The 20,545-nt window shown below is 70.8% G+C and carries 17 protein-coding genes; all 17 read right to left on the bottom strand.

Annotated elements, in window-relative coordinates; all coding sequences use genetic code 11:
• A complete protein-coding gene (locus HFL01S_RS11945) occupies window positions 1-2,331 on the bottom strand; it encodes a GumC family protein (protein WP_066258680.1) in 2,331 nt (776 codons plus the stop codon).
• 5 nt (window positions 2,332-2,336) lie between these two features.
• Window positions 2,337-3,932 carry a glycoside hydrolase family protein gene (locus HFL01S_RS11940; RefSeq protein WP_066258676.1) on the bottom strand — a complete coding sequence of 532 codons (1,596 nt, stop codon included), beginning with the start codon at window positions 3,930-3,932 and terminating at the stop codon, window positions 2,337-2,339.
• Window positions 3,929-4,294, bottom strand: a complete 366-nt coding sequence (locus tag HFL01S_RS11935; RefSeq protein ID WP_066258672.1) for a VanZ family protein — start codon at window positions 4,292-4,294, stop codon at window positions 3,929-3,931. The genes HFL01S_RS11940 and HFL01S_RS11935 overlap by 4 nt, the downstream gene beginning before the upstream one ends.
• A complete protein-coding gene (locus HFL01S_RS11930; RefSeq protein ID WP_066258668.1) occupies window positions 4,269-5,513 on the bottom strand; it encodes a polysaccharide pyruvyl transferase family protein in 1,245 nt (414 codons plus the stop codon). The genes HFL01S_RS11935 and HFL01S_RS11930 overlap by 26 nt, the downstream gene beginning before the upstream one ends.
• A complete protein-coding gene (locus HFL01S_RS11925) occupies window positions 5,514-6,764 on the bottom strand; it encodes a glycosyltransferase family 4 protein (RefSeq protein WP_066258830.1) in 1,251 nt (416 codons plus the stop codon).
• A gap of 11 nt (window positions 6,765-6,775) precedes the next feature.
• Window positions 6,776-7,690, bottom strand: coding sequence for a glycosyltransferase family 2 protein (locus HFL01S_RS25085; RefSeq protein ID WP_066258665.1), 915 nt, complete (start codon window positions 7,688-7,690; stop codon window positions 6,776-6,778).
• Between the two features lie 50 nt (window positions 7,691-7,740).
• Complete coding sequence (locus tag HFL01S_RS11915) at window positions 7,741-9,006, bottom strand: oligosaccharide flippase family protein (protein WP_066258664.1); 1,266 nt, start codon at window positions 9,004-9,006, stop codon at window positions 7,741-7,743.
• The gene (locus HFL01S_RS11910; RefSeq protein ID WP_066258662.1) at window positions 9,003-10,421 is read right to left on the bottom strand and encodes a hypothetical protein; all 1,419 of its coding nucleotides are present in this window, start codon (window positions 10,419-10,421) and stop codon (window positions 9,003-9,005) included. The genes HFL01S_RS11915 and HFL01S_RS11910 overlap by 4 nt, the downstream gene beginning before the upstream one ends.
• Window positions 10,422-10,424: 3 nt before the next feature.
• On the bottom strand, window positions 10,425-11,561 hold the full coding sequence (locus HFL01S_RS11905; protein ID WP_066258660.1) for a glycosyltransferase: 1,137 nt from the start codon (window positions 11,559-11,561) through the stop codon (window positions 10,425-10,427).
• Entirely contained in the window at window positions 11,558-13,042 is a 1,485-nt protein-coding gene (locus HFL01S_RS11900; protein ID WP_066258658.1) for a mannose-1-phosphate guanylyltransferase/mannose-6-phosphate isomerase, read from the bottom strand. The genes HFL01S_RS11905 and HFL01S_RS11900 overlap by 4 nt, the downstream gene beginning before the upstream one ends.
• A gap of 64 nt (window positions 13,043-13,106) precedes the next feature.
• A complete protein-coding gene (gene wbaP / locus HFL01S_RS11895; RefSeq protein ID WP_369407731.1) occupies window positions 13,107-14,519 on the bottom strand; it encodes an undecaprenyl-phosphate galactose phosphotransferase WbaP in 1,413 nt (470 codons plus the stop codon).
• A 549-nt stretch (window positions 14,520-15,068) separates the two neighbouring features.
• The gene (locus HFL01S_RS11890) at window positions 15,069-15,920 is read right to left on the bottom strand and encodes a polysaccharide biosynthesis/export family protein (RefSeq protein ID WP_066258653.1); all 852 of its coding nucleotides are present in this window, start codon (window positions 15,918-15,920) and stop codon (window positions 15,069-15,071) included.
• Window positions 15,921-16,182: 262 nt separating this feature from the next.
• Complete coding sequence (locus tag HFL01S_RS11885; protein WP_066258651.1) at window positions 16,183-16,662, bottom strand: hypothetical protein; 480 nt, start codon at window positions 16,660-16,662, stop codon at window positions 16,183-16,185.
• Between the two features lie 54 nt (window positions 16,663-16,716).
• The gene (locus HFL01S_RS11880) at window positions 16,717-18,672 is read right to left on the bottom strand and encodes an SdrD B-like domain-containing protein (RefSeq protein WP_066258647.1); all 1,956 of its coding nucleotides are present in this window, start codon (window positions 18,670-18,672) and stop codon (window positions 16,717-16,719) included.
• The gene (locus HFL01S_RS25405) at window positions 18,669-19,454 is read right to left on the bottom strand and encodes a COG1470 family protein (RefSeq protein WP_066258645.1); all 786 of its coding nucleotides are present in this window, start codon (window positions 19,452-19,454) and stop codon (window positions 18,669-18,671) included. The genes HFL01S_RS11880 and HFL01S_RS25405 overlap by 4 nt, the downstream gene beginning before the upstream one ends.
• Window positions 19,455-19,463: 9 nt before the next feature.
• Window positions 19,464-19,916 (bottom strand): hypothetical protein, encoded by a 453-nt coding sequence (locus HFL01S_RS25400; protein ID WP_066258643.1) that lies wholly within the window; start codon window positions 19,914-19,916, stop codon window positions 19,464-19,466.
• Window positions 19,913-20,545 carry a hypothetical protein gene (locus HFL01S_RS11865; protein WP_157538852.1) on the bottom strand — a complete coding sequence of 211 codons (633 nt, stop codon included), beginning with the start codon at window positions 20,543-20,545 and terminating at the stop codon, window positions 19,913-19,915. Before HFL01S_RS11865 ends, HFL01S_RS25400 begins: the two co-directional genes overlap by 4 nt.

Below are 20,545 nucleotides of genomic sequence, written 5' to 3'. Positions count from 1 at the left end.
TCAGGACGCCGCGCGCGCACCGCCCGCCGCGCCCAGCAGACCCGGCACCGTCTGACCGGGCGGGTGGCCGTAGCCGTAGTACGCGTCGAAGGCGTCGTTGTTGGTGTGCTCGGTGCGGGCGTGGGTCAGCACCACCCCCATCGGCGCCAGCCCGGCGTTGCGCAGGCGGCGCAGCGCGTCCTTGATGCTCTTCTTGCGCGTGCTGTCGGCCCGCACGGCGAACACGATGTGCTGCACCTGGTTGCCCAGCACGATGGCGTCCGCGATGCCCAGCAGCGGTGGGCCGTCGATGATCACCTGCGTGAAGCCCAGCGCCTGGGCCTGGTCGAGCAGCGTGCGCAGGCCCGGGCCCATCAGCAGCTCCACCGGGTCGGGCGGCGTGGGGCCGGCCAGCAGCACGCCCAGGTTGGGCACCATGGTCTTGAGGATCAGGTCCTTGGTGGTGCCTTCGCCCATCAGCAGGGTGGACAGGCCCCGGTCGTTGGGCAGGCCCAGCGCCTTGTGGACCGAGGCCAGGCGCATGTCGGCGTCGATCAGCAGCACCTGCTGGCCCAGCTGCGCGAAGTTGATGGCCAGGGCCAGGGCCGAGGTGGTCTTGCCCTCGTTCTTGCCACAGCTGGTGACCATGATGTGGCGCGGCGCACCCCCGGTGGTGGAGAACTGCAGCGCGGTGCGCATGGAGCGGTAGGCCTCCGAGAAGCTGCTGCGCGGCTCCGCGTGGGCGAGCAGGCCCAGCGCCTCGACGGACATGCCGCGCGGCTTGCGGGTCTCCGGTATCCAGCCCAGCAGGGGCAGCGCGAACACGCGCTCCACCTCGTCCTCGTGCTTGACGGAATCGTCCATCTGCTCGCGCAGGATGGCCACCAGCACGCCGGCCAGCAGGCCCAGCATCAGCCCCACCGCCAGGTTGATCGCAGGGCGGGGCTGCACCGGGTTGAGCCCGGGCTCGGCCGGGTCCACCACCGAGATGTTGTTGGTGTTCAGGCCGGCCGTGACGCTGACCTCCTTGAGCCGCTGCAGCAGGCTGTCGTAGACCTGCCGGTTGGTGTCGAGCTCGCGCTTGAGCAGGTTCAGGTCCACGCTGCGGTCCTGCACCATCAGCACCTCGTCGCGCGAGGCGCCCACGCGGGCGCGCAGCAGCGACTCCTGTTTCTTGGCGGCCTCGTACTGGCCCTTGATCGAGGCCAGGATGGTGCCCACCTCGGCGTCGATGCGCCGCTGCAGCTCGTCGATCTGCGACTTGGTCTGCACCATGGCCGGGTAGTTCGGCTTGAACACCGCCAGGTTCTTGGCGTACTCGGCCTCCAGCCGGGCGCGCTGCTCCTTGTAGGTCTGGATCGCCAGGTTGTCCAGCACGCTGGGCGCGCTCTCGGGCCGCGCGCGCACCTCCTCGTACTGCGCCTCGGCCTTGATGCGGTCCTGCTCGGCCTTGGCCAGCGCGGCGGAGAAGTCGACGTAGTTCTGGGTGGTGGCGCTGGTCTTGTCGCCCAGGTTGAGGATCTCGTTGCGCTTGGCGTACTGGTTGATGACCCGCTCGCTCTGCTCCAGCTTGGCCTTGGTCACCTGGATCTGCTCTTCGAGGAACTGCCGCGCATAGACCGAGCTCTCCAGCTTGCGCTCCAGGTTCATCGCGATGAAGGTCTGCGCGATCTGGTTGGCGATGCGCGCCGCCAGCTCGCCGTCCTTGTTCACCACCTGCACCTCCACCAGTCGCGAGCTGCGCCGCGGCTCGATGCTCACCGACTCGTTGAAGGCGCGGATGGTTTCGTTGCGGCTGAGGCGTTCGCTGCCGTCCTCGGGTGGCGAGACCAGGCGGTTGAAGTGTTCGCGCAGCGTGGCGACGAAGCCGGCGTCGGCGTCGGGCGCCGCGGCGGGCGCCACCGGGGCCGGTGGCGCGCCGCCCTCGTCCGGCCGGTACAGGCCCATCTCGTCGATCACGCGCAGGGCCAGCGAGCGGCTCTTGAGCAGCTCGATCTGCGTGCGCAGCTGCAGCTGGTCGGACGCGGTGCCCTGGTCGAGTTCCACCTCGGTGTTGAACCCCACCACCTTCTGCGCGCTGCGGTCGATCTGGATCAGCGTGGTGGCCTGGTACAGCGGCGTGATGCGCAGGGTGTAGAAGGCCGCGGCCCCCACGCACAGCAGCGTGGTGCCCGCGATCATCCATTTGTGGCGGGCGATGGCGCGGAAGATTTCCTTGAGGTCGATGTCGTCGCGGGGCACCGCATCGGCCTCTTCGCGCGCCTGCTGGACGGTGTGCAGCATGCGCGCCTGCGGCAGGGTCAGCGCCGACGAGGGGAATGGGCCACGGGGGGGGAAGGTGTTGGGCAACATGGGGGTCACTCCTTGCTCACCGACACGCTGCGGATGCTGTAGCCGCTGTGCCGGGTGGAATCCGAATCAAAAGAAAAGTGGTAGCCGAACTTGCCCACGAACTGGGCGTCTGCGATGAACCAGCTCAGGGTGGTCCATTCGTCCTGGGCCGGCACGGTGTTCCAGCCCAGGCTGGAAGTGCCGCTGCGGCTTTCGTACTTCAGGTTGAACCCGGCCGCCTGCGCCGAGTTGCGCCGCACCACGGCGGTGATGCGCAGTGGCTGCGGGCTGTAGGACAGGAAGTTGGGGTCCACCGTGAACGAGGTGGTGGCGCGCGGCGCCGCGTCCAGCACCTGCTCGGTGCCCAGCGCGCGCCACGTGGGCGCCTGCGTCAGGTGCAGGCCGCGTGCGCCGGCCGGGCCGCCGGGGGCGGTGAATTCGATGCGCCCGGCGCCGCTGTGGTCGCCGTGCCAGGGGTAGGGGCGGGCCTGGTTGGCGCTGGCCTGCCGCACCCAGTCGCCCGCCTCCCGGGGCAGCAGGGCCAGGGCCGGCTGCGGGCTCAGCGCCAGCGAGTTGGCGGCCCGCGCCGCGCCCGAGAGCGGGTCGACCACGCGGCTGCCGGCCGGCAGGGTCACCACCGCGGTGCTGTCGGGCCGGCTCCAGGCCACCAGCACCAGGCCCTGCGGGCCATCGAACAGGAAGCCGTGGTGCTGCCCGGCCAGCAGCAGCCAGCCGAGTGCGCGCGGCTGCGGGCCCAGGTGGGTGGTCAGCGTGCGCAAGGCGGTGTGGGCGGGGCGCGGCCGGCCCTGGGGGCCGATCAGGCCGAAGGGGCCGGAGTCGCCATCCAGCGGCTCGAACCAGTGGATGCGGGCGGCGCCCTGGGCCAGGCCCATGGTGTAGATCTTGATCAGCTGGCTGGCCTGCGCCGTCTCGTCGTTGCGGGCGTCGACCGGCTGCCCCACCTCGGTGAAGTACACCGGCACGTCGGCGCGTTCGGGGCTGCGCGCGCGCAGCATCTTGCGGATGGTCGGCACGATGGCCATGAACTGGGCCTCGAAGCCGCGGGGGATCAGGCCGGCCGTTTCGTAGGGGTGCACGGTGACGAAGTCGAACTTGTCCCTGGCGCCGGCCAGCAGGGCGCGGTCCAAGTAGTTGAGGTTCACGCTCTGCGCGGCCAGGCCCAACTGCACCGACGGGTCCACGGCTTTGGCCGCGTCGTAGGCCAGGGCCACCATCTGTCCGTAGACCTCGGGCGGCGTGTTCGGAGTGAAGTTGGGCGGCTCGTTCCAGACCTCCCAGTGGCGCGTCAGGGGCCGGAAGGTCCGCACCCGGTCGCGCACGTACTGCTGCCAGGCCGCCGGGTCGGCCGGGTCGCGGTATTCCAGGACGCCGCTGAAGCCGATGGACGCGGGCAGACTGCGCGCCGTCTGCGCCGGGTCGAGCGTGGGGCTGAAGCCGCGCACCCAGCCCACGCCGGCCTCGGCCATCGGCCCGACCCAGCGGGACAGGCTGCGGGAGGACGAGGCCGAGGGCGCGACGCCGAAGGGGTTGTCGGCGGCCTGCGCCAGCAGCGGCCACAGCGCCGCGGCACCCACCAGCAGGGCCGGTCGCCACGCGCTCATGGCGAGTCCTTCCGCGCCGGGAACGCCGCCGCCAGGGCCCAGGCCGCAGCGATGCCGGCCAGGTCGGCGGCAAAGTCGGACCACGACGCATTGAAGCCGGGCACGCCGATCTGGTGCACCTCGATGAACGCGCCGAGCGCTGCCGCCAGCACCAGCGCCAGCACCCGGCCCATGCCCAGCACCCGGTGGAACACCCACCAGGTGACCAGGAAACAGAGCGCGTGTGCGCCCTTGTCCCATTGCGCATAGAAGGGCCGCAGCAGGTCCACCTGCGCCACCGCCACCACGGCCGCCGCCATGCCGGCGGCCCACAGCGGGGTGGCCAGCCAGGCTTTCTCAAGTGGTGGCTTCTTGGGGCTCATGGGCTTCTCTTGCGGGGGCGACGGCGATCAGTTCGGCCAGCCGGTGCACCGAGCGCAGGGCGCGCTGGGCGCACACCTGCGACGGCAGGGGCGCGGGTGACGACGGCGGGGACAGCAGGCGGTCGACGATGGACGAGGGCGAGGTGCGGGCCACGTCGGCCAGGGCGTGCGGGCGCTGCACCTCGCTGAGGAAGGCGGCGACCTTCTTGTCCCAGGCCAGCGCCACGAAGGGCTTGTCGTAGGCCAGCGCGGCGATGACGGCGTGCAGGCGGAAGGCCACGATGCCGGTGCAGCCGGCGATGACCCGGCACAGGTCGGCCGGCGTCTGGATGCGTTCGGTCACGTCGATCAGGCGCGAGCACACCGGACCGCCCTCGCTGAACCCGCGGGTCACGCGCTGCGCGAAGGCGCGGTCTTCGGGGCTGCCGTTGGTGAAGACCCGGATCTGGGCGCCCCGCGCGGCCAGGTTGGCCAGCAGGGTCCGGTAGAAACCCAGCAGCACCTGGTCGTCCATCGACGCCAGGCCGTGGTAACGCAGCTCGGCCGGGCTCATCACGCCCACGCCGATGCGGGCCACCCCTTCGGACGGCGGCGGCTCCAGCGGTGCCGGCGGCACCGCGAGCGCGGCGAACACGCCGGGGTCGAGCACGGTGGCGATGTCCTGCTCGGCCGCGCCCAGCGCGCGCGCCAGCAGCGTGGCCGAGCGCGCGTCGCGCACCGACAGCAGGCGCAGGTCGCAGGCGCCCAGCGCCTCCAGGAACAGGCGGCGGCCGGTGGGCGACCAGTCGTCGGAGACCCCCACGCCGTAGAGGTACACCGGCAGGCGGCGCCGGGCCGCCTCCATCAGGGCGCCGTGGACCTTCTTGGGGAAGTTCAGGTCCTGGTCGGCCAGCAGGTTGCCGCCGCCCAGCACGATGGCGTCCAGCCCGGCCATCTTGCGGCGGTAGAACGGCCGCAGGCGAAAGCGCACCAGCAGTTCCAGGTAGACCCGGGAGGCCGCACCCCGGGCGAAGCCCGGCAGCAGGGCCCGCAGGAGGTTCAGGCGCTTCTTGGCCTGCAGGCCCTGCGAGAAGCTCTCGCGCCCCGCCAGATCGATGAAATGCGGTTCGAGCTGGGCTGGCGACGACGCCAGCCCGTGCCGCAGGCACTCCGCGATCAGGCCGTCGCCCAGGTTGGGGCTGTAGGCCACGTTCACGATGCCGACCTTGAGCGGGGCCATTCAGTGCACCCTTTCGTGGTGGTCGGCCCCGGCCGCCAGCGTGCCGTACATGGACCGCAGCGAATCGGCCCAGCTGTCGGTGGTGTTGGCCACCTGCCGCCAGTGGGCATGGCCGTTGTCGCTCATGGTCCGCACCAGCTCGTCGGAGCGGGCCAGGCGGGTCATCACCGGCACGAGCGCGGCCACGTCGTCCGGCGCCACCGTCAGGCCGGCGTTCATGCGCACCAGGTCCGCCGCCACGGCCGAGCTGGTGGAGACCACCACCGGGATGCCGCTGGCGATGGACTCGATCGCCACCAGACCGAAGGTCTCGCGCAGCTTGGACGGCATGATGACCGCGCGCGCGTTGCGCAGGTGCGTGCCGATGGTGTCGCGGTCCTGCCAGCCGGTGAACTCGGCGTCCGGGTACTGCGCCTTCAGCGGCCCCAGCAGCGGTCCCGCGCCGATCACCTTGGCCTTCACCCGGGCGTGCCGGGCGGCGGCCAGGAAGGTGTCGACGCCCTTTTCGGGCACCAGCCGGCCGATGAACAGGAACTCGTCGTTGGTCTCGGCGCGAATCCGGGTGTCGGTGAACGGCACCACCGGATTGGGCACGGTGAACACCGTATCGTCCATGCAGCCGCTGCGGGTGAAGTAGGGGCGCATCGCCTCGTGCGGCAGCACGATGCGGAAGGCCGAGTCTTTCAGGTCGAACCAGCGGTTCTTGATTTCGTGCCGCGCCAGCCGCCACAGCTTCTGGGGGTAGCTGCGCTGGTCGCAGTTGGAGAACAGGCAGCCCATCTGGGTGGGCAGCAGGTCGCACTCTTTCATTTGCGGGTAGTTGATGAACGCGCCGTTGGGGCAGGCGGGAAAGTAGTCGTGGGCGTGCACCAGGGTGCGGCTGGCGACCTGCGCCAGTGCCTTGAAGACCGAGGGCGAAAAAATCTTGCTCCAGCCGTGCAGGTGGTAGACCGTGTTGGGCGTGTCGTGCGCGCCGATCCAGTCGGCCAGGAAGCGCGGGGTGGCCGGGTTGTAGAGCCCGCTGATGGCGTTGTTCAGCGGCCGCGCCGGGTCGAGGGCCGCGCCATTGAGGCCCAGGCGCGAGACGCGGGCGTTCAGGGTGCCGTCGGCGGGGCTGTGTTCGCCGCACAGGTAGGTGACGTCGATGCCGGTGGACGCCATGAGGTTGGCGTTCGCGATGGCCAGCGACGAGGCGCCACCGTTGGCCGATGCGAAGTCGTTGAGCACGACGAGGCGGAAGGGGTGTTGCATGGTGTCGGCGCTCACTGGATGCCCGTGACCCGGGTCGGGTGGCAGTGGCCGCGGAACAGGTCCCGGATGGCCATGAGGTTGCCCCGCAGCCGCCCGGTGTAGTCGCGCGACTGGTTGCGCAGCAGCGTGTTCGCGCTGTTGGAGAGCATGTTGCGCAGCAGGGTCAGGCCGCCCTTGGGCAGGGGCATCGTCTTCTTGCGGATCAGGTACAGCGGGTTGGCGATCTGCGAGTAGCCGAAGCGCACGCCGCTGGTGCGGCCCGACGAACTGCCCATGTGCACGCCGCGGCATTCGGGGATGTGCCGCAGCGCGCCCAGGCGGCTGGCCTTGACCGAGTAGTCGACGTCTTCCAGCCAGCCGTAGAAGGGCAGCGCCGGGTCGAAACGTTCGTGGCTGGCCACGGTGCCGCGGTAGGCCATGTTGCAGCCGTAGAGGTCGGGCACGTCGCGGCGCGGGCCGGACCAGGTGTGCTTCATCGGCGGGCAGCGGGATTCGATGAAGTCCTGCGCCTGCGACTCGGTGATCGGGGTGCCGGTGATGCCGTCCGCCAGCACCGTGCCGCCCACGCCGACCAGTTGCGGGTCGTCCAGCAAGGCCGCGCGGCAGTGGGCCAGCCAGTCGGGCGCGGGCCGGAAGTCGTCGTCGAAGAACACCACGAACCACTGGGCCGGGTCCTCGCCGCGGGTCAGGGTGGCCAGGCGCTCCAGCCCGGCGTTGCGCTGGCGGGTCAGGCCCGCTTCGGACAGCAGCACCGACACCGTGCCGGCGCTGTGCAGCGGGTGGCTATCGAGTCCGGCCACGTCAGCGGGCTCGCTGCCCACGAAGACGATGTGCTGGGCGGGGCAGGTCTGCTGCTGCAGCGCGCGCAGGACACAGCCTGCGACGGACGCTCTTCCCTTGGTGGCAACGACGACATAGGCCTTCATGCGGTTCCTGGAGGTCTGTGGTTCATGTGAAAACGGGCCGGGCATCGGGTTCATCGGCGCGGGGACAGCAACTGCTGCAGGATGCCGTTCTTCCAGGCGAACGCGAGCAGCAGTGCGAGGGTGATCGCGTCGCCGGTGATCCGGGCGTAGGCCGCGCCCATGGCCTGGTAGGTGTTGCCCATGAGCACCAGGGCGCCGATGCCGATGGCCGAGCCGGTGATGACCACGGCGGCCAGCGTGCGTTCCTGGTGCTGCGGGATGAACAGGTAGGCGCCCAGCACGATGATGGCGGCGTTGATCGGGAACACCACCGACATCACCTGCAGCAGCGCGGCGGTCTGCTCGAAGCCGGGGCCGAAGATCAGCGAGACGATGGGCTGCGCGAACCAGTGGCTGACCGCGGCACCCAGCGTGGCCACCAGCAGCAGCAGGGCCCCGACCCGGCGCGAGAGCCGGTAGGCGCCGTCGCGGTGGGTGGCGAACAGGGCGGTGATCTTCGGGATGAAGATGTGGCCCATGGGCGTCATGATGCTGATGCCCGCCGCCACCAGCCGGTCGGCGGCGCCGTAGGCGCCCACCATGTCCGCGCTGGCGTACAGGCCCAGCAGGTAGGTCAGCGCCGCGCCGACGAAGATCGCGTTGCTGATGTAGAGGAACAGGTAGCCCGACGAGCGGATCAGCTGCAGGCCCGCGCGCCACTGGATGAGCCGGTCGAGGCGGAACTCGCCCCGGCACGACCAGTAGGCGATGACCGACACGGTCAGCGCCGACAGCAGCATCAGGAACACCGCGAGATCGGCGTCCGACGGCGAACGCACCAGCGCCAGGATGAGCGACAGGTTGATCACGAAGCCGATCACTTCCAGCCGCACCGTGGTGCGCGGGCGGTGGGTGCCGGTGTAGTACCAGCCCAGGTTGAAGGCCGAGACCACGCCTAGGGCCATGGCCGCCCAGGCGGCCCAGCGGTTGGCCGCCAGCAGGGGCGAGAGCTGGATGGCGACCAGGGCGCCCGGCACGACGAGCAGCGTCAGCAGCAGCCGGGCGCTGAACTGCGCACCGAAGATGTCCGACTGCTGACCAGGGGCCGACGCGGTGGCGATGGCGCGGGTGCCGGCCGGCGCCAGGCCCCAGTTGTTGAAGATCCAGACCAGGTTCATCAGCGACAGCGCCGACAGCACCACGGCGTAGCCCTCCATGCCCAGGACCCGGCCATAGAACGGGATCAGCACCAGCAGGTAGACGTAGCGCAGGCAGTAGGCCGCATAGACGAACGCGAAGTCCAGCGACGAGCGGGTGGCGGTGGGGTTGGCGCTCATCGGGCCCCCTGCAGCAGCGGTGCCGGCACCGGCCCGCTGGCGCGTGCCGGGTGCCGGGCCATCAGGCCCAGCTTGATGCCCAGCAGGTAGGCCAGGGCCAGCCCGAAGTCGGTCGAGGTGCCCACCATCAGCAGGTTGGCGAAGGGTGGCAGGAAGGCGAAGAACAGCCCGCGCTGCACCGAGCGCAGCATGGTCGAGCGGTCGTGGTGGCTGCGGCCCAGCAGGGCCTTGAGCAGGAAGGCCATGAACAGCAGCCCGCCCAGCACACCGGTGTTGCTGAACAGCGCGGCCAGGAAGCTGGAGGTGCGCGTGCCCCCCACGCCCACGCCCAGGCCGTAGGTGTCCTGCAGCGCCTGCAAGCTCACCGTGGTCCACAGCGTGCGCTCCTCGTACGACTGCGATTCCTTCTTGTAGACCACCATGTGGTTGAAGATCTCCGTCAGCTCATCGAGCAGGCGGGGCTGGAACGACAGGTACAGCACCGCCACCGAGAGCACGCAGGCCCACAGCAGCGCGCTTCTGGTGAGCGGGGCCTTGTGCAGGTGCACATCGCTCCAGAGCCAGTCCACCACCACCAGCACCAGGAACACGCCCACACAGACGATGGCGGCCGACGAGGTGGACAGCAGCGCCATCAGCAGCAGGGCGAACACCAGCGCCATGTTCTTGGCGTAACCGAGCCGGTCCTTGTGCACGGCCAGGCGCAGGAAGTAGAGCAGCGACAGGAAGAAGACGCACACCGAGCCGTAGGACGAGGCCTCGGGCATCAGACCCACGGTGCGCTTGTTGCCGAACACCTCGTTGGTGGTGAGCAGGGCGTACGAGGCGGTCCGGAACGGGTCGAGGGCCGCGCTGAGGTTGACGAAGTTGCTGGCGTAGTCGATGGCCCCGGTGGCCACCGTGACCAGCGCGCCGACCCGGATCGGCCCCAGCAGGTCGGCGAGCTGGTAGTGCTTGTGGGTCAGCCGGATGAAGCAGAACACCGCGAACACCGAGATCGAGAGGTAGGTCAGCTGGGAGAAGTTCTGCGTGGTCGGGTGCAGCAGCTCCTCGACGATCATCTCGGCCGAGCGCACCGGGAAGATGGTCACCTGGCCCTCGAAGATGCGCGGCATCAGCAGCGTGGCCGCGCAGGCGACCAGCCAGAACGCCGCGAGGTACACGGTGCCGTTCTTGGACAGGGCGATGCCCGCCAGCGCCTGGCGGTCCTGCGGGTTCAGCAGCAGCCGGGCGCCGATGAGCAGGGCGATGATCGGCGTCGGCGTCAGGGTGAGGCCGCCGGTCAGGTTGGTGGGAATGACCGCCAGCGCACCGAACGGGATCGACGCGAAGAAGATGCTCAGCCCCGTGCGCGGCTTGCCGATCAGCACCCGCAGCGCCAGCACCCAGAACAGCCCGATCACCACCATCTCCATGGCTCAGGCCCCTTCCTCGGCGAGCCGCAGGGGCGGTGTGTTCTGCGCATCGAGCGCGCGCGCCACGGCCTGCAGGAAGCGGCGCTGGAAGATGCGCTTGTCGAAGCCGCTGGCGTGCTCGCGCAGCGCCTCCACGTCGAAGCGGTGCTCGCCGGCCTCGCAGGCGCGCACGGCGCGTTCCAGGGCCTCGTTGCTCTGCTCGTCGAACAGCACGCCGGTCTGGCCGTGCACGATGGTGTCGAGCGCGCCGCCCTTGCCGTAGGCGATCACCGGGGCACCGCTGGCCATGGCCTCCACCGGCACGATGCCGAAGTCCTCCAGGCCGGGGAACACCAGGGCCTTGCAGGTTTCGAGCTTGTCCTTGACCACGCCGAAGGGCTGGCGCCCCATCAGCTGCACGTTGGGGCCGGCGATGGCCTTGAGGCGCTCGAACAGCTCGCCCTCGCCGATCACCACCAGGGGCAGGCCCAGGCGGTTGAACACCTCCACCACCATGTCGGCCCGCTTGTAGGGCACCAGCTGGCCCAGGCAGAGGTAGAAGTCGCCGCGCTCGCGGCGGTGGTCGAAGGCCGTCACGTTGACCGGCGGAAACACCACCTCGGCCTCTCGCCGGTAGAACTTGCGGATGCGCGAGGCGACGAAGCTGGAGTTGGCCACGAAGTGGTCCACGCGATCGGCCGAGGCCCGGTCCCACACGCGCAGCCAGTGGGCCACCCAGGGGAACAGCGCGCGCACGAGCCGGCCCGCGCCCTGCAGGTAGGCGGGGTACATGTCCCACACGTAGCGCATGGGCGAGTGGCAGTAGCAGACGTGCAGCGCGTCCGGCCGCGTGACCACGCCCTTGGCGGGGCCCGACTCGCTGCTGATCACCAGGTCGTAGCGGGTCAGGTTCAGCTGCTCCAGCGCCGTGGGCATCAGGGGCAGGTACTTCTGGTAGTGCCGCGCGGCGCCCGGCAGGCGGGCGATGAAGGTGGTGTGCACCTGGCCCTTGAAGCCCGGGCCCAGGGTCTGGCGCACCAGGGCCTCGTCGCAGACGTGCACGAACAGGTCGGCCTCGGGGTAGAGCTCGGCGATGGCGGCCACCACGGCCTCGCCGCCGCGGTTGCTGAGCCACCAGTAGTGGACGATGGCGACCTTCATCGGCTGGCAACGGCCCGCAGCGGCGTGTCGGGCGGTGTGGCCCGGGGCGCGGTGGCGCGTCCGTAGCTGTCTTCGAAGCGCACGATGTCGTCTTCGCCCAGGTAGCTGCCCGACTGCACCTCGATTATCTCGAGTTCCATCTTGCCGGGGTTGTGCAGGCGGTGCAGCTCGCCCACCGGGATGTAGGTGGACTGGTTCTCCGACAGCAGGAAGGTGTCCTGGCCGCGCGTGACCTCGGCCGTGCCCTTGACCACGATCCAGTGTTCGGCGCGGTGGTGGTGCATCTGCAGGCTCAGGCTGGCGCCGGGCTTGACGCCGATGCGCTTGACCTGGAAGCGCTCGCCCAGGTCGATGCTGTCGTACCAGCCCCAGGGGCGGGCCACCTTGCGGTGGGTCAGGGCCTCGGTGCGCTGCAGGTCCTGCAGCTTCGCGACGATGTCCTTGACCTGTTCGACGCAGTCCTTGTGGGCCACCAGCAGCGCGTCGGGCGTGTCGATGATCAGCAGGTCCCGGGTGCCCAGCGCGACCACCGGCCGGTGGGGCGCGTGGATGAAGGTGTCGTGCGCCAGGTGGGTCAGGCCCTGGCCCTGCACGCGGTTACCGTCGGCGTCGGCGGGGGTCAGGTCGGCCACGGCGTTCCAGCTGCCCACGTCGCTCCAGGCGCCCGGGTAGGGCACCACGGCCACGTCGTCGTGGTGTTCCATGACCGCGTAGTCGATGCTCTGCGAACGGCAGGCCGCGAACTCGGGGGCGCTGGGGGTGATCCACTGCGGCGCCGTACCCGGCGCCGGCGGCGTCATCGCGGCGGGCGGCGCGGGCAGGGCCTTGCGGCAGCTGGCCAGGATGTCGGGGGCATGGCGCTCCAGCGCCTGCAGGAGCACGCTGGCGCGGCAGAGAAAGATGCCGGCGTTCCAGAGCACGCCACCGCCCAGCAGCAGCGCCTGCGCGGCCTCGGCCTGCGGCTTCTCGATGAAGCGCTGCACCTGCAGCGCGCCGTCCGGGCGCTGCAGGCCTTGGCGGATGTAGCCGTAGGCGGTGCTGGGGAAGCTGGGCACGATACCGAAGGTGACGATGGCGCCGCTTTCGGCCGCGGCCACGCCGTCGTTCACCGTGCGCGCGAAGGCCGCGCTGTCGGGGATGTGCTGGTCGGCCGGGCAGAACAGCAGCAGCGCCTCGGGCTGGCCGTTGTCGGTGGCCTGCAGCGCGGCCAGGGCCATGGCCGCCGCCGTGTTGCGGCTGGATGGCTCAAGGATGGCCTGGGTGCCCGCCGGTACCCCGCGCAGCGCGTCGGCGACCATGAAGCGGTGGCCCTCGGACGCCACCACCATGAGCTGCGGCCCGAGGCCGGCCACCCGCTGCAGGGTGAGCTGCAGCAGGCTCTGGCCCTCGATCAGCGGCACGAACTGCTTGGGAAAACTTTTGCGGCTCAGCGGCCACAGGCGGGTGCCGGAGCCGCCGCAGAGGATGACGGGAGTGATCATGGTGCGGTGCAGGTCAGGGTGGATGAAAGCGGTGTCGCGGGCGGGGCCGGGCGCGGGTGCGGGTTCAGACGGCGCCCTCCTGCTTGAGCACCACCCGCACGGTGCGCAGCATGATCACGAGGTCGTACCAGAGCGACCAGTTGCGCACGTACCAGGCGTCGAAGCGGATGCGGGAGCCGTAGGTGGTGTCGCTGCGCCCGCTCACCTGCCAGAGGCCGGTCATGCCGGGGCGGGAGGTCAGGTAATAGACGACGTCCTTGCCGTAGCGCGCCAGCTCGTCGTGGATGAGGGGGCGCGGGCCCACCAGGCTCATCTCGCCGACCAGCACGTTCCAGAGCTGGGGCAGTTCGTCCAGGCTGGTGCGGCGCAGAAAGGCGCCGATCTTGCTGATGCGCGGGTCGTTGCGGAGCTTGAAGTCCCGCTCCCACTCGGCGCGGGCGGCCGGGTCGCTCGCCAGCAGCTTCTTCAGCTCCTCCTGGGCGTTGACCACCATGGAGCGGAACTTGTAGCACTTGAACGGCTTGCCGTGCTGCCCGACGCGCACATGGCCGAAGAAGGGGCTGCCGCCGTCGCGGGAGATCTTCCAGGCGAAATACGCGAACAGGGGCGAGAGCGCAAGCAGCAGCGAGGCCGAACCGACGATGTCCATGGTCCGCTTGAGGAACTGCGGCCCCCGGCGGTGCAGGTTGTTGCGGGCGCGCAGGAACAGCACGTCGTGGCTGAAGAGGTGGGACACCTCCATGCCGTACATCGGCAGGTCGCCCAGGGCCGGCACCATCACGAGGTCGTCGCGGGTGTGCATGAGCTCCTGCGAGAGCTCGCGCAGCCAGTTGTTGTCGCGGATGCCGAGCACGCCGACCAGCTGGTAGTCACCGGGCCGGGCCAGGAACTCCCGGACGGCTGGCGTGAGCGCGGTGGGCGCCACCACCTGCCCGTTCTTGAACGCCACCAGGCGCTCGCCCGGGTGGGGGCATACCACCGCCACGGGGTGGTAGCCCAGCAGGGGTTCGCTGGCGAGGGCGGTGGCGGCCTTCTCGACGTCGTCGGGGTGGCCGATGAGCACATAGGGCTGGGTCAGCAGGCCGGCGCGCAGCAGGCGCTGGCGGATGGCCAGGCGCGCCAGCGGCAGGCTCACCAGAATGAGCGCCCAGGTGGCGCCAGTCCAGAGGCGCGACAGCGGCCACTGGGCGGTGTAGATGATCATGGCGTCGATCAGCGCGGCGCACATCACCACCTGGATGATCTGGCGCGCCTCGCCCCACCAGGGCTTGCGGCGGTGGGCGGAGTAGTGGCCCTGGACGGCGCCCATCCAGCCGATCATGGCCAGCGCGATCACCATGAACAGGGTGAGGCGCAGCTGGCCGTTGTCCGCCCACCAGACGTTCAGGGCCTGCGGCAGAGTGGCCTCGCCGCGCAGCCAGGCCGGCAGGCGGCCCGCGACGAAGCAGCACCACAGCACGCCGAGGTCTGTGAGCATCAGCCGGGCGCCGACCCAGCGCTGGCGCTGGCCGAGCTTGGCCCAGGGCGCAAGGCTGCGCGCCAGGTCGTGCTCGTTGTACATCGAGACAACGGTGTCGCCGGCGCCCTCGGTGGAGGGTTTGTGGGCTGGCGAAACCTGCGGCAAAGGCGATGGAAGGGCGTTCATGGCACCTCGTTGTCCAGCGGACCAGTGGGCGGGGGGGAGGACCTCCAGGAAACAGCAAGCTTCAGGCCAGTTTGCTGCCGGAGTGATAGCAGTATTGGTGAATAAGGCTCAATTTGCTGCAATGCAGCATGCAACTTGAGTAACACATCGTTCTGACAGGGAAAACGATGGGCTTTGGCGCTGGAGTGCTGGTCGGGCCCGGTCTGCGAGCCGACAAACGGTCGGAAATGCACCAGACCCGCCGGCTGGCAGCGGGTCTGTGTCACCCAAAAACCGTGCAAAAAAACACGTTTTGGCCCCCATTGCGGGCGCCGCTCCGTCAATTGGTGCGTCGGCGGGGGCGAGGGCGGGCAGCGGGCACGGCGTGGTGCCCGGGCCGCGTCACTTGAACGGGTTCAGGGTGTCGAGGATGTCGCGGAACAGCGAGTCCCGCAGCGCGGTGCGCTTGGCGTTGCGCTTGACCACGATCACGTCGTCGGACTGGATGGCGGGGTCGGGCACCTCGCCGGAGCGGATCTTGTCCAGGTCGAACACCGCCGGCTCGGACGGCTGGCCCCGGGTGTTGCGGAACAGCATGATCTCATTGAGCTCGGCGTACTGCGCACCACCACCGGCCAGCGCGAGGGCGCGCAGCAGCGTGAGCGACCCCGTCACAGGGTAGATGCCCGGCTTGGCCACCGCCCCCTCGATGGTGATGCGCTGGGTGGTGAACTCCTTGATGAACAGCGAGACCTGCGGGTTCTGGAGGTAGTTCTCGCGGTACTTGCTGGCCAGCAGGGCCTCGGCTTGCTGGGCCGTCAGCCCGGCCAGCTGCACCGAGCCGATCAGCGGCAGCGACACCGCGCCGGTGGCGTTCACCCGCACCGAGCGCTTCATGTCGGGCACGCCGAACACGTCGAATTCCAGCAGGTCGTTGGCGCCGATGCGGTAGTCCGGGGTGACGCCGGCCAGCGAGTTCAGCGGCGCCATCTCGCCCGGTGCGGGGGCGGGCTTCGTGTCCGTCGTGGCGCCGATGGCCGGCGCGCTCTCGGGGGCCACGGACTGGGACGGCTGCCGGCTGCTGTCCACCGGGGTCTGCAGCGGTTCCTGCAGCGGCGGTTGCTGGGGGGCCTGGGCGAAGGCCGTGCCCACGACGACCGGGCCCAGCAGCGCCCACAGCCGGGCAGAAGGTCTGCGGTGCCGCGGGTGGGCCGGGGTTGCGGTGGCGCAAGGGGGGGTGTGGTTGATGTCCATGTGTTCCTGGTTTCCCTGAGCTCCTGCGCGCCAGCCGGTTGTGGACGTGCGGGCGCGTCCGTGTGTCGAGGCCCGTGCGCAGCGGGCACGGCAGGAGAAGCAAGACCAAGGCCAAGAAACGGCGCTGTGGTCTTTTGACTGCGCGCGATCATGGCACACCGACTTTGCGTGCGGGTGGCGCTGTTTCGATTGCAAACAAGAGTTGCGTGGAGTGGCCGGTGGCCCGGCACTCCATCGCCCGCCGCGGCGGGCCTGCGCCGACTCAGATGGCCGTGATGTCGGTCTGCACCGGCCAGACCTGGGCGGCGCCGGGGGCATGGGCCGGCGCGCCGAACTGGTGTTGCAGCACCATGGTGTAGCGCCCGGGGCGGTCGCTGCACAGGCGGTAGGCCTGGCCCGCCGGCTGCAGGGTCACGCCGGGTTCGGGGTCGGCCCGCACCTGCCACTGCTCGACGTCCGGTGAGCGCAGCCGCAAGGTGACGCAGAAGCCCCGCTTCATGTTGGAGAGCACCACCAGGCGCTGCTGGCCGCCGAGCGAGCCGTCGGCGCCGCTGGTGAGCTGCGGCGGGTGGCTGTTTTCCAGCACGCGCATCACCGGGGGGATGACGATGCGGAAGTCCAGGGCCCCGCTGGTGGCGGGCGCCAGGGTCGTGATCTGTGCCTCCCCCTGGCTGGCCGCGGGGGCCAGCACCAGGCCCAGGCTGACAGCCAGGGCGGACAGGCGGCGGTGTGCGGGCTTCATGCCCGCTGTATCGGCGCTGCGGCCGCGGACTTGACCGCTTCCTGACGCGCGGCGTCAGCGGGGCCGCTGCACCGGCAGGCTCAGGCGGGTGGTCTCGCGCAGGCGCAGGTCAATCGTGACCTGCCCGTCGTCGACCACGCTCCAGGGCAGGGGCAGGGTGTCGTTGCGCACGCTCACCGTGCGCGGGCCGGCGGCCACGAAGGGGAAGCTGAAGCGGCCCTGGGCGTCGGTGCGCACCGCGTACCGGTTGTCCAGCGCGACGGTGACGCCGGGCACCCCGGTTTCGTTGGCGTCCTGCGTGCCGCTGGCGTTGGCGTCGAAGTAGACGACGCCTTCGATGCGGCCGCCGCCCTCCTGGGGCCGGCCGCCCAGCGGCACATCGCGGCTGCCGGCCTCGTCCTCGAACCGCAGCACCAGCAGGAAGCTGCGGTCGCTGTTGCCGGTGGTGGCCGTGGGCAGCGGCGCCAGCGGGTCCAGCGGCTGGCGCACCGGCGCCTGGCCGATCGCGCGGGTGTACTGCCCGCTGATGCTCCAGTGGCGGTTCAGGCGCCACTGGGCGCCCAGGTTCAGGTTGTGGCGCTGCTGGCCGTTGTCGCGCCGCTCGGTGCCGAGCTGGCCGCGCAGGTCGGTGCCGTTGCTCAGCGGGGCCTGCAGCGCCAGCGCCCCGGACCAGAAGTTGTCGCGGTCCTGGGCCGCGGCATAGCGGCCGACGCCCAGGGTGGACGAGAGGGTCCAGCCCAGCGGCACGTCCCATTCCTGGTCGTAGCTCAGCACCCGCGCGGGGCCCTGCAGGTCGGCGCCCCCGGCCAGTTCGAGCCGCCACCCGCTCTGGCCCCAGTCGTTGGCGCGGCGCCAGTCGGCGAAGCTGTTCCAGGCCTGGCCGTCGAAGCGGCGCAGCGCGGCGCCGGCGCTGAACTGGTTGTCCCGGTCGATGCGCCAGCGCGCGCTGGCCGAGGCGTAGCTGCCGTTGCCCACCCGGCCGCTGACCGAGCGCAGCCAGTCGTAGGAGGCTTCTGCGGACCACTGCCGGGTGCGCCACTGGCTGCGCAGGGTGGCGCCCTGCACGTCGGACGGCATGGCCTGTGCGGCCCAGCTCAGACCGGGGTCGAGCCGGTACAGGCTCAGGCCGTGCTGGCGCGGCCCCTCGTCCCATTCGCTGTCGATCCAGGCCCCCTGCGCGCTCACGCCGCCCGCGCCGGTGCGGCTGCTCACCAGCTGGGCCTGGCTGCGGTGGCTGGCGCTGTCCCGCCGCAGGGCCAGGTGGCTGGCGTCGGCGTCGGTGCGCCCCGAGGGGTTGTCCTGCGTGGCGCTGGTGAGCACATCGGTGGCGCGTTCGTGCTGCAGGGCGAGCGTCCAGCCGTCGGGTTCGGTGGCGCGCGCGCCGGGGCTGCGCCACTGCGCGCCGGCCAGGTGGCGCCGCCCGCCCAGGCCCTGGAAGCCGGTCACCGGCTGGCTGGTGAGCTGGCCGGGTTCACCGCCGGCGGCCAGCAGCTGCAGCCCCTGTCCGGTGTGGGTCCACTGGCCGCTGAGCCCGCGCAGCTGGGTGTTGGGCAGCAGGATGCGCGAGGGCAGGCGCGAGAGGTCGGTGGCGGGGGCGGTGATCACGCCCAGGTCGTGGTCGCCGGTCCAGCCGCCGGGCAGCGGCAGGGTGCGCTGGCGCAGCGTCAGGGTGTATTCGTGCGGGCTGGGCGAGACGCTGCCGTCCATCGACAGCATGCCGTGGTTGGGTGTTTCGATCAGGCCTTCCAGGGCGTAGGCCAGGCGGGAGCGGCGCGAGGTGTCGAAGGCCTGGTTGCCGAGCCGGGTCTCCAGGCGCAGGTAGCGCGGCCAGCCGTCGCGGTCGTAGTCGTTCTGTCCGTCGTTCTCGTCGGCCAGCGGCGCCAGGCCCTCGATGACCCGGTCCTCGTAGGGGGCGGGGGCCACAGCGGGGGTGTTGGCTGCGGTCTGCGCCAGCGCCGGGGCCGCGCCCAGCGCCAGGGCGCCTGCCAGCAGCCACCCACCCCGGGTCATGGGGCGAAGCTCGCGTCCAGCGGCAGCTTGTTCTTGCCGGATTCCAGCTGGCCCCGGACCTTGACCGGAAAACGCAGCGTGGGGGCGCTCTTGCCGTCTACCGCCACCGGTGTGAGGGCAATGCGGCGGGTCTCGCCGGGCAGGACGGGCAGGTCGGCGGGCGACATCTCGGCGCGCTGGCCCGTGGCGTCGGTGGCGTCCAGGAAGCCTTCGAGCCGGCCGGTAGCGGTGCCGGTGTTGCGCACCTGCACGATGGCGGTGGGCTGGCCGTTGACCTGGCCGGTTTCGGTGCCGGCGATCGACAGGGCCGGCGCCACGTCGCCGATGGCGGCGTAGACGATCACGCCGATGCGCCCGCCCACCGGGAAGCTGACCGCGCCCTCGACCTTGGCTGCCTCCAGGCCCTCGACCATGATGGCGAAGCGGCACTCGCGCGGCGGGGTGCCGGCCGGCGGTGCGATCTCGAAGCGGTAGCGGTAACGGGCGCCGGGCTGCAGCGTCAGCTCGCGCCGCTCGATCGCCACCCAGGGGCGGCAGCTGTCCGGGGCCAGCTCGTTGGTGAACCCGACCTGGTGGTCGGCATCGAGCGTCCAGTCGTTGGTGTAGATGCGGTAGTTGCCGGCGGCGCGGCCGACGTGCTGGATTTCCAGCACCTGGCGCAGCGGCTGGCCGGCCGCCGTCCGGACCTCGAAGCGTGGCGGCGAGATGAAGGCGGCAAAGCCCTGGGCCCAGGCCATGGCGGGCAGCAGGACGAGCAGGCAGAGGGGAACGAGGCGGCGCATGTCGGCGGGTCAGTCGGTGTCGAACTCGAAATGGAAGTTCAGGCGGCGGCTGGCGCTCTGCCAGTCGGGACCGGAGCGCAGGCGCACCTGCATCTGGTCGCGCAGGCTGTCGGAGCCGATGGTGCCGGCCCAGACCAGTGCGCGCTCCCCCGAGACCAGCCGGCCCGAGCGCAGCGGACCGTTGGTGGTCCATACGGCTTCGATGGACGAGGCCTGGTCGAGCGGCAGCACCATGTAGATGCGGCCGCTGCGGCCCACCCAGTCGCGGGTGTCGATGTGCAGGTGCACGCGGACCCAGGTTTCCATGCCGCCGTCGCGGTCGCCCGGGGTCTGGGGCAGCCACTCCATCTGCGCGGTGGGCGGCGTGGTGTGGCTCAGCGAGTCCTCCAGGCGGTGGGTGCCCGCGCTGGCGGTGGTGCAGGCCAGGACTACCAACGGCGCCAGCAGCTTGAACACGTTCATGGGCTGCTCAGGGTGTAGGTCACCCGGCCGTTGTAGGTGCCGGCGGCGCGGATGGCGCTGTTGGCGTAGCTGAACGTGTGGCAGTTCTCTATATAGGTATTGGCCGGGACCGTGGCCAGCGTCTGGGTGGCGCCGTTGAAGGTGCCGGCCGGGATCACGTTGGGGGCGCTGCTGCCCGCCGCCGAGACCGTCCAGCTGATCTGGTTGAACGGGATGGTGTCGCCCGCCGCGTTGGTCAGGCTGGCGGGCGAGGTGACGCGCAGCGTGGCGCTGGCGGGGCCGTTGCCGGCGTTGCTGCGCCGGTAGGAGGCGCCGATGATCACCTGCGTGGACGGTGTCGGACAGGTGCTGTAGCCGTCCCCGTAGAGACTGGTCGACTGCGTGCTGTTGCTGGTCATGGCCTGTGGCGCACCCGACAGCAACTGGGCGGCGGTGAGGTTGGCGCTGACCAGGTTGACCGTGCCGTTGTTGCCGTCGGCATTGCCGTTGCCGACGTGCAGGAACACCCGGCGCGAGGCCGCTGCCAAGGTGAGGGACCAGGCCTGCGCGGGCAGCGCCTGCAGCCCGGCGCTCACCACCAGACCCGCGCCGATCAGGCGCAGCAGGGAGGGAGTCGGGGCGGTGTTCAT

Origin of the sequence: Hydrogenophaga flava NBRC 102514 (assembly GCF_001571145.1) — a bacterium.
In the GTDB taxonomy this organism is placed as follows: domain Bacteria; phylum Pseudomonadota; class Gammaproteobacteria; order Burkholderiales; family Burkholderiaceae_C; genus Hydrogenophaga; species Hydrogenophaga flava.
The sequence above is the reverse complement of the archived record's forward strand: the minus strand, read 5'-3'. Positions and strand labels throughout refer to the sequence as shown.

What these genes read in the sequence shown, in the direction of transcription:
- HFL01S_RS11905 (WP_066258660.1), bottom strand. Translation starts at nt 11,561, where the DNA reads ATGAAGGTCGCCATCGTCCACTACTGGTGGCTCAGCAACCGCGGCGGC.
- HFL01S_RS11945 (WP_066258680.1), bottom strand. Translation starts at nt 2,331, where the DNA reads ATGTTGCCCAACACCTTCCCCCCCCGTGGCCCATTCCCCTCGTCGGCG.
- HFL01S_RS11930 (WP_066258668.1), bottom strand. Translation starts at nt 5,513, where the DNA reads ATGGCCCCGCTCAAGGTCGGCATCGTGAACGTGGCCTACAGCCCCAAC.
- HFL01S_RS11880 (WP_066258647.1), bottom strand. Translation starts at nt 18,672, where the DNA reads ATGACCCGGGGTGGGTGGCTGCTGGCAGGCGCCCTGGCGCTGGGCGCG.
- wbaP (WP_369407731.1), bottom strand. Translation starts at nt 14,519, where the DNA reads ATGCTCACAGACCTCGGCGTGCTGTGGTGCTGCTTCGTCGCGGGCCGC.
- HFL01S_RS11890 (WP_066258653.1), bottom strand. Translation starts at nt 15,920, where the DNA reads ATGGACATCAACCACACCCCCCCTTGCGCCACCGCAACCCCGGCCCAC.
- HFL01S_RS11925 (WP_066258830.1), bottom strand. Translation starts at nt 6,764, where the DNA reads ATGCAACACCCCTTCCGCCTCGTCGTGCTCAACGACTTCGCATCGGCC.
- HFL01S_RS11935 (WP_066258672.1), bottom strand. Translation starts at nt 4,294, where the DNA reads ATGAGCCCCAAGAAGCCACCACTTGAGAAAGCCTGGCTGGCCACCCCG.
- HFL01S_RS11885 (WP_066258651.1), bottom strand. Translation starts at nt 16,662, where the DNA reads ATGAAGCCCGCACACCGCCGCCTGTCCGCCCTGGCTGTCAGCCTGGGC.
- HFL01S_RS25405 (WP_066258645.1), bottom strand. Translation starts at nt 19,454, where the DNA reads ATGCGCCGCCTCGTTCCCCTCTGCCTGCTCGTCCTGCTGCCCGCCATG.
- HFL01S_RS11900 (WP_066258658.1), bottom strand. Translation starts at nt 13,042, where the DNA reads ATGATCACTCCCGTCATCCTCTGCGGCGGCTCCGGCACCCGCCTGTGG.
- HFL01S_RS25400 (WP_066258643.1), bottom strand. Translation starts at nt 19,916, where the DNA reads ATGAACGTGTTCAAGCTGCTGGCGCCGTTGGTAGTCCTGGCCTGCACC.
- HFL01S_RS11910 (WP_066258662.1), bottom strand. Translation starts at nt 10,421, where the DNA reads ATGGAGATGGTGGTGATCGGGCTGTTCTGGGTGCTGGCGCTGCGGGTG.
- HFL01S_RS11940 (WP_066258676.1), bottom strand. Translation starts at nt 3,932, where the DNA reads ATGAGCGCGTGGCGACCGGCCCTGCTGGTGGGTGCCGCGGCGCTGTGG.
- HFL01S_RS11915 (WP_066258664.1), bottom strand. Translation starts at nt 9,006, where the DNA reads ATGAGCGCCAACCCCACCGCCACCCGCTCGTCGCTGGACTTCGCGTTC.
- HFL01S_RS25085 (WP_066258665.1), bottom strand. Translation starts at nt 7,690, where the DNA reads ATGAAGGCCTATGTCGTCGTTGCCACCAAGGGAAGAGCGTCCGTCGCA.
- HFL01S_RS11865 (WP_157538852.1), bottom strand. Translation starts at nt 20,545, where the DNA reads ATGAACACCGCCCCGACTCCCTCCCTGCTGCGCCTGATCGGCGCGGGT.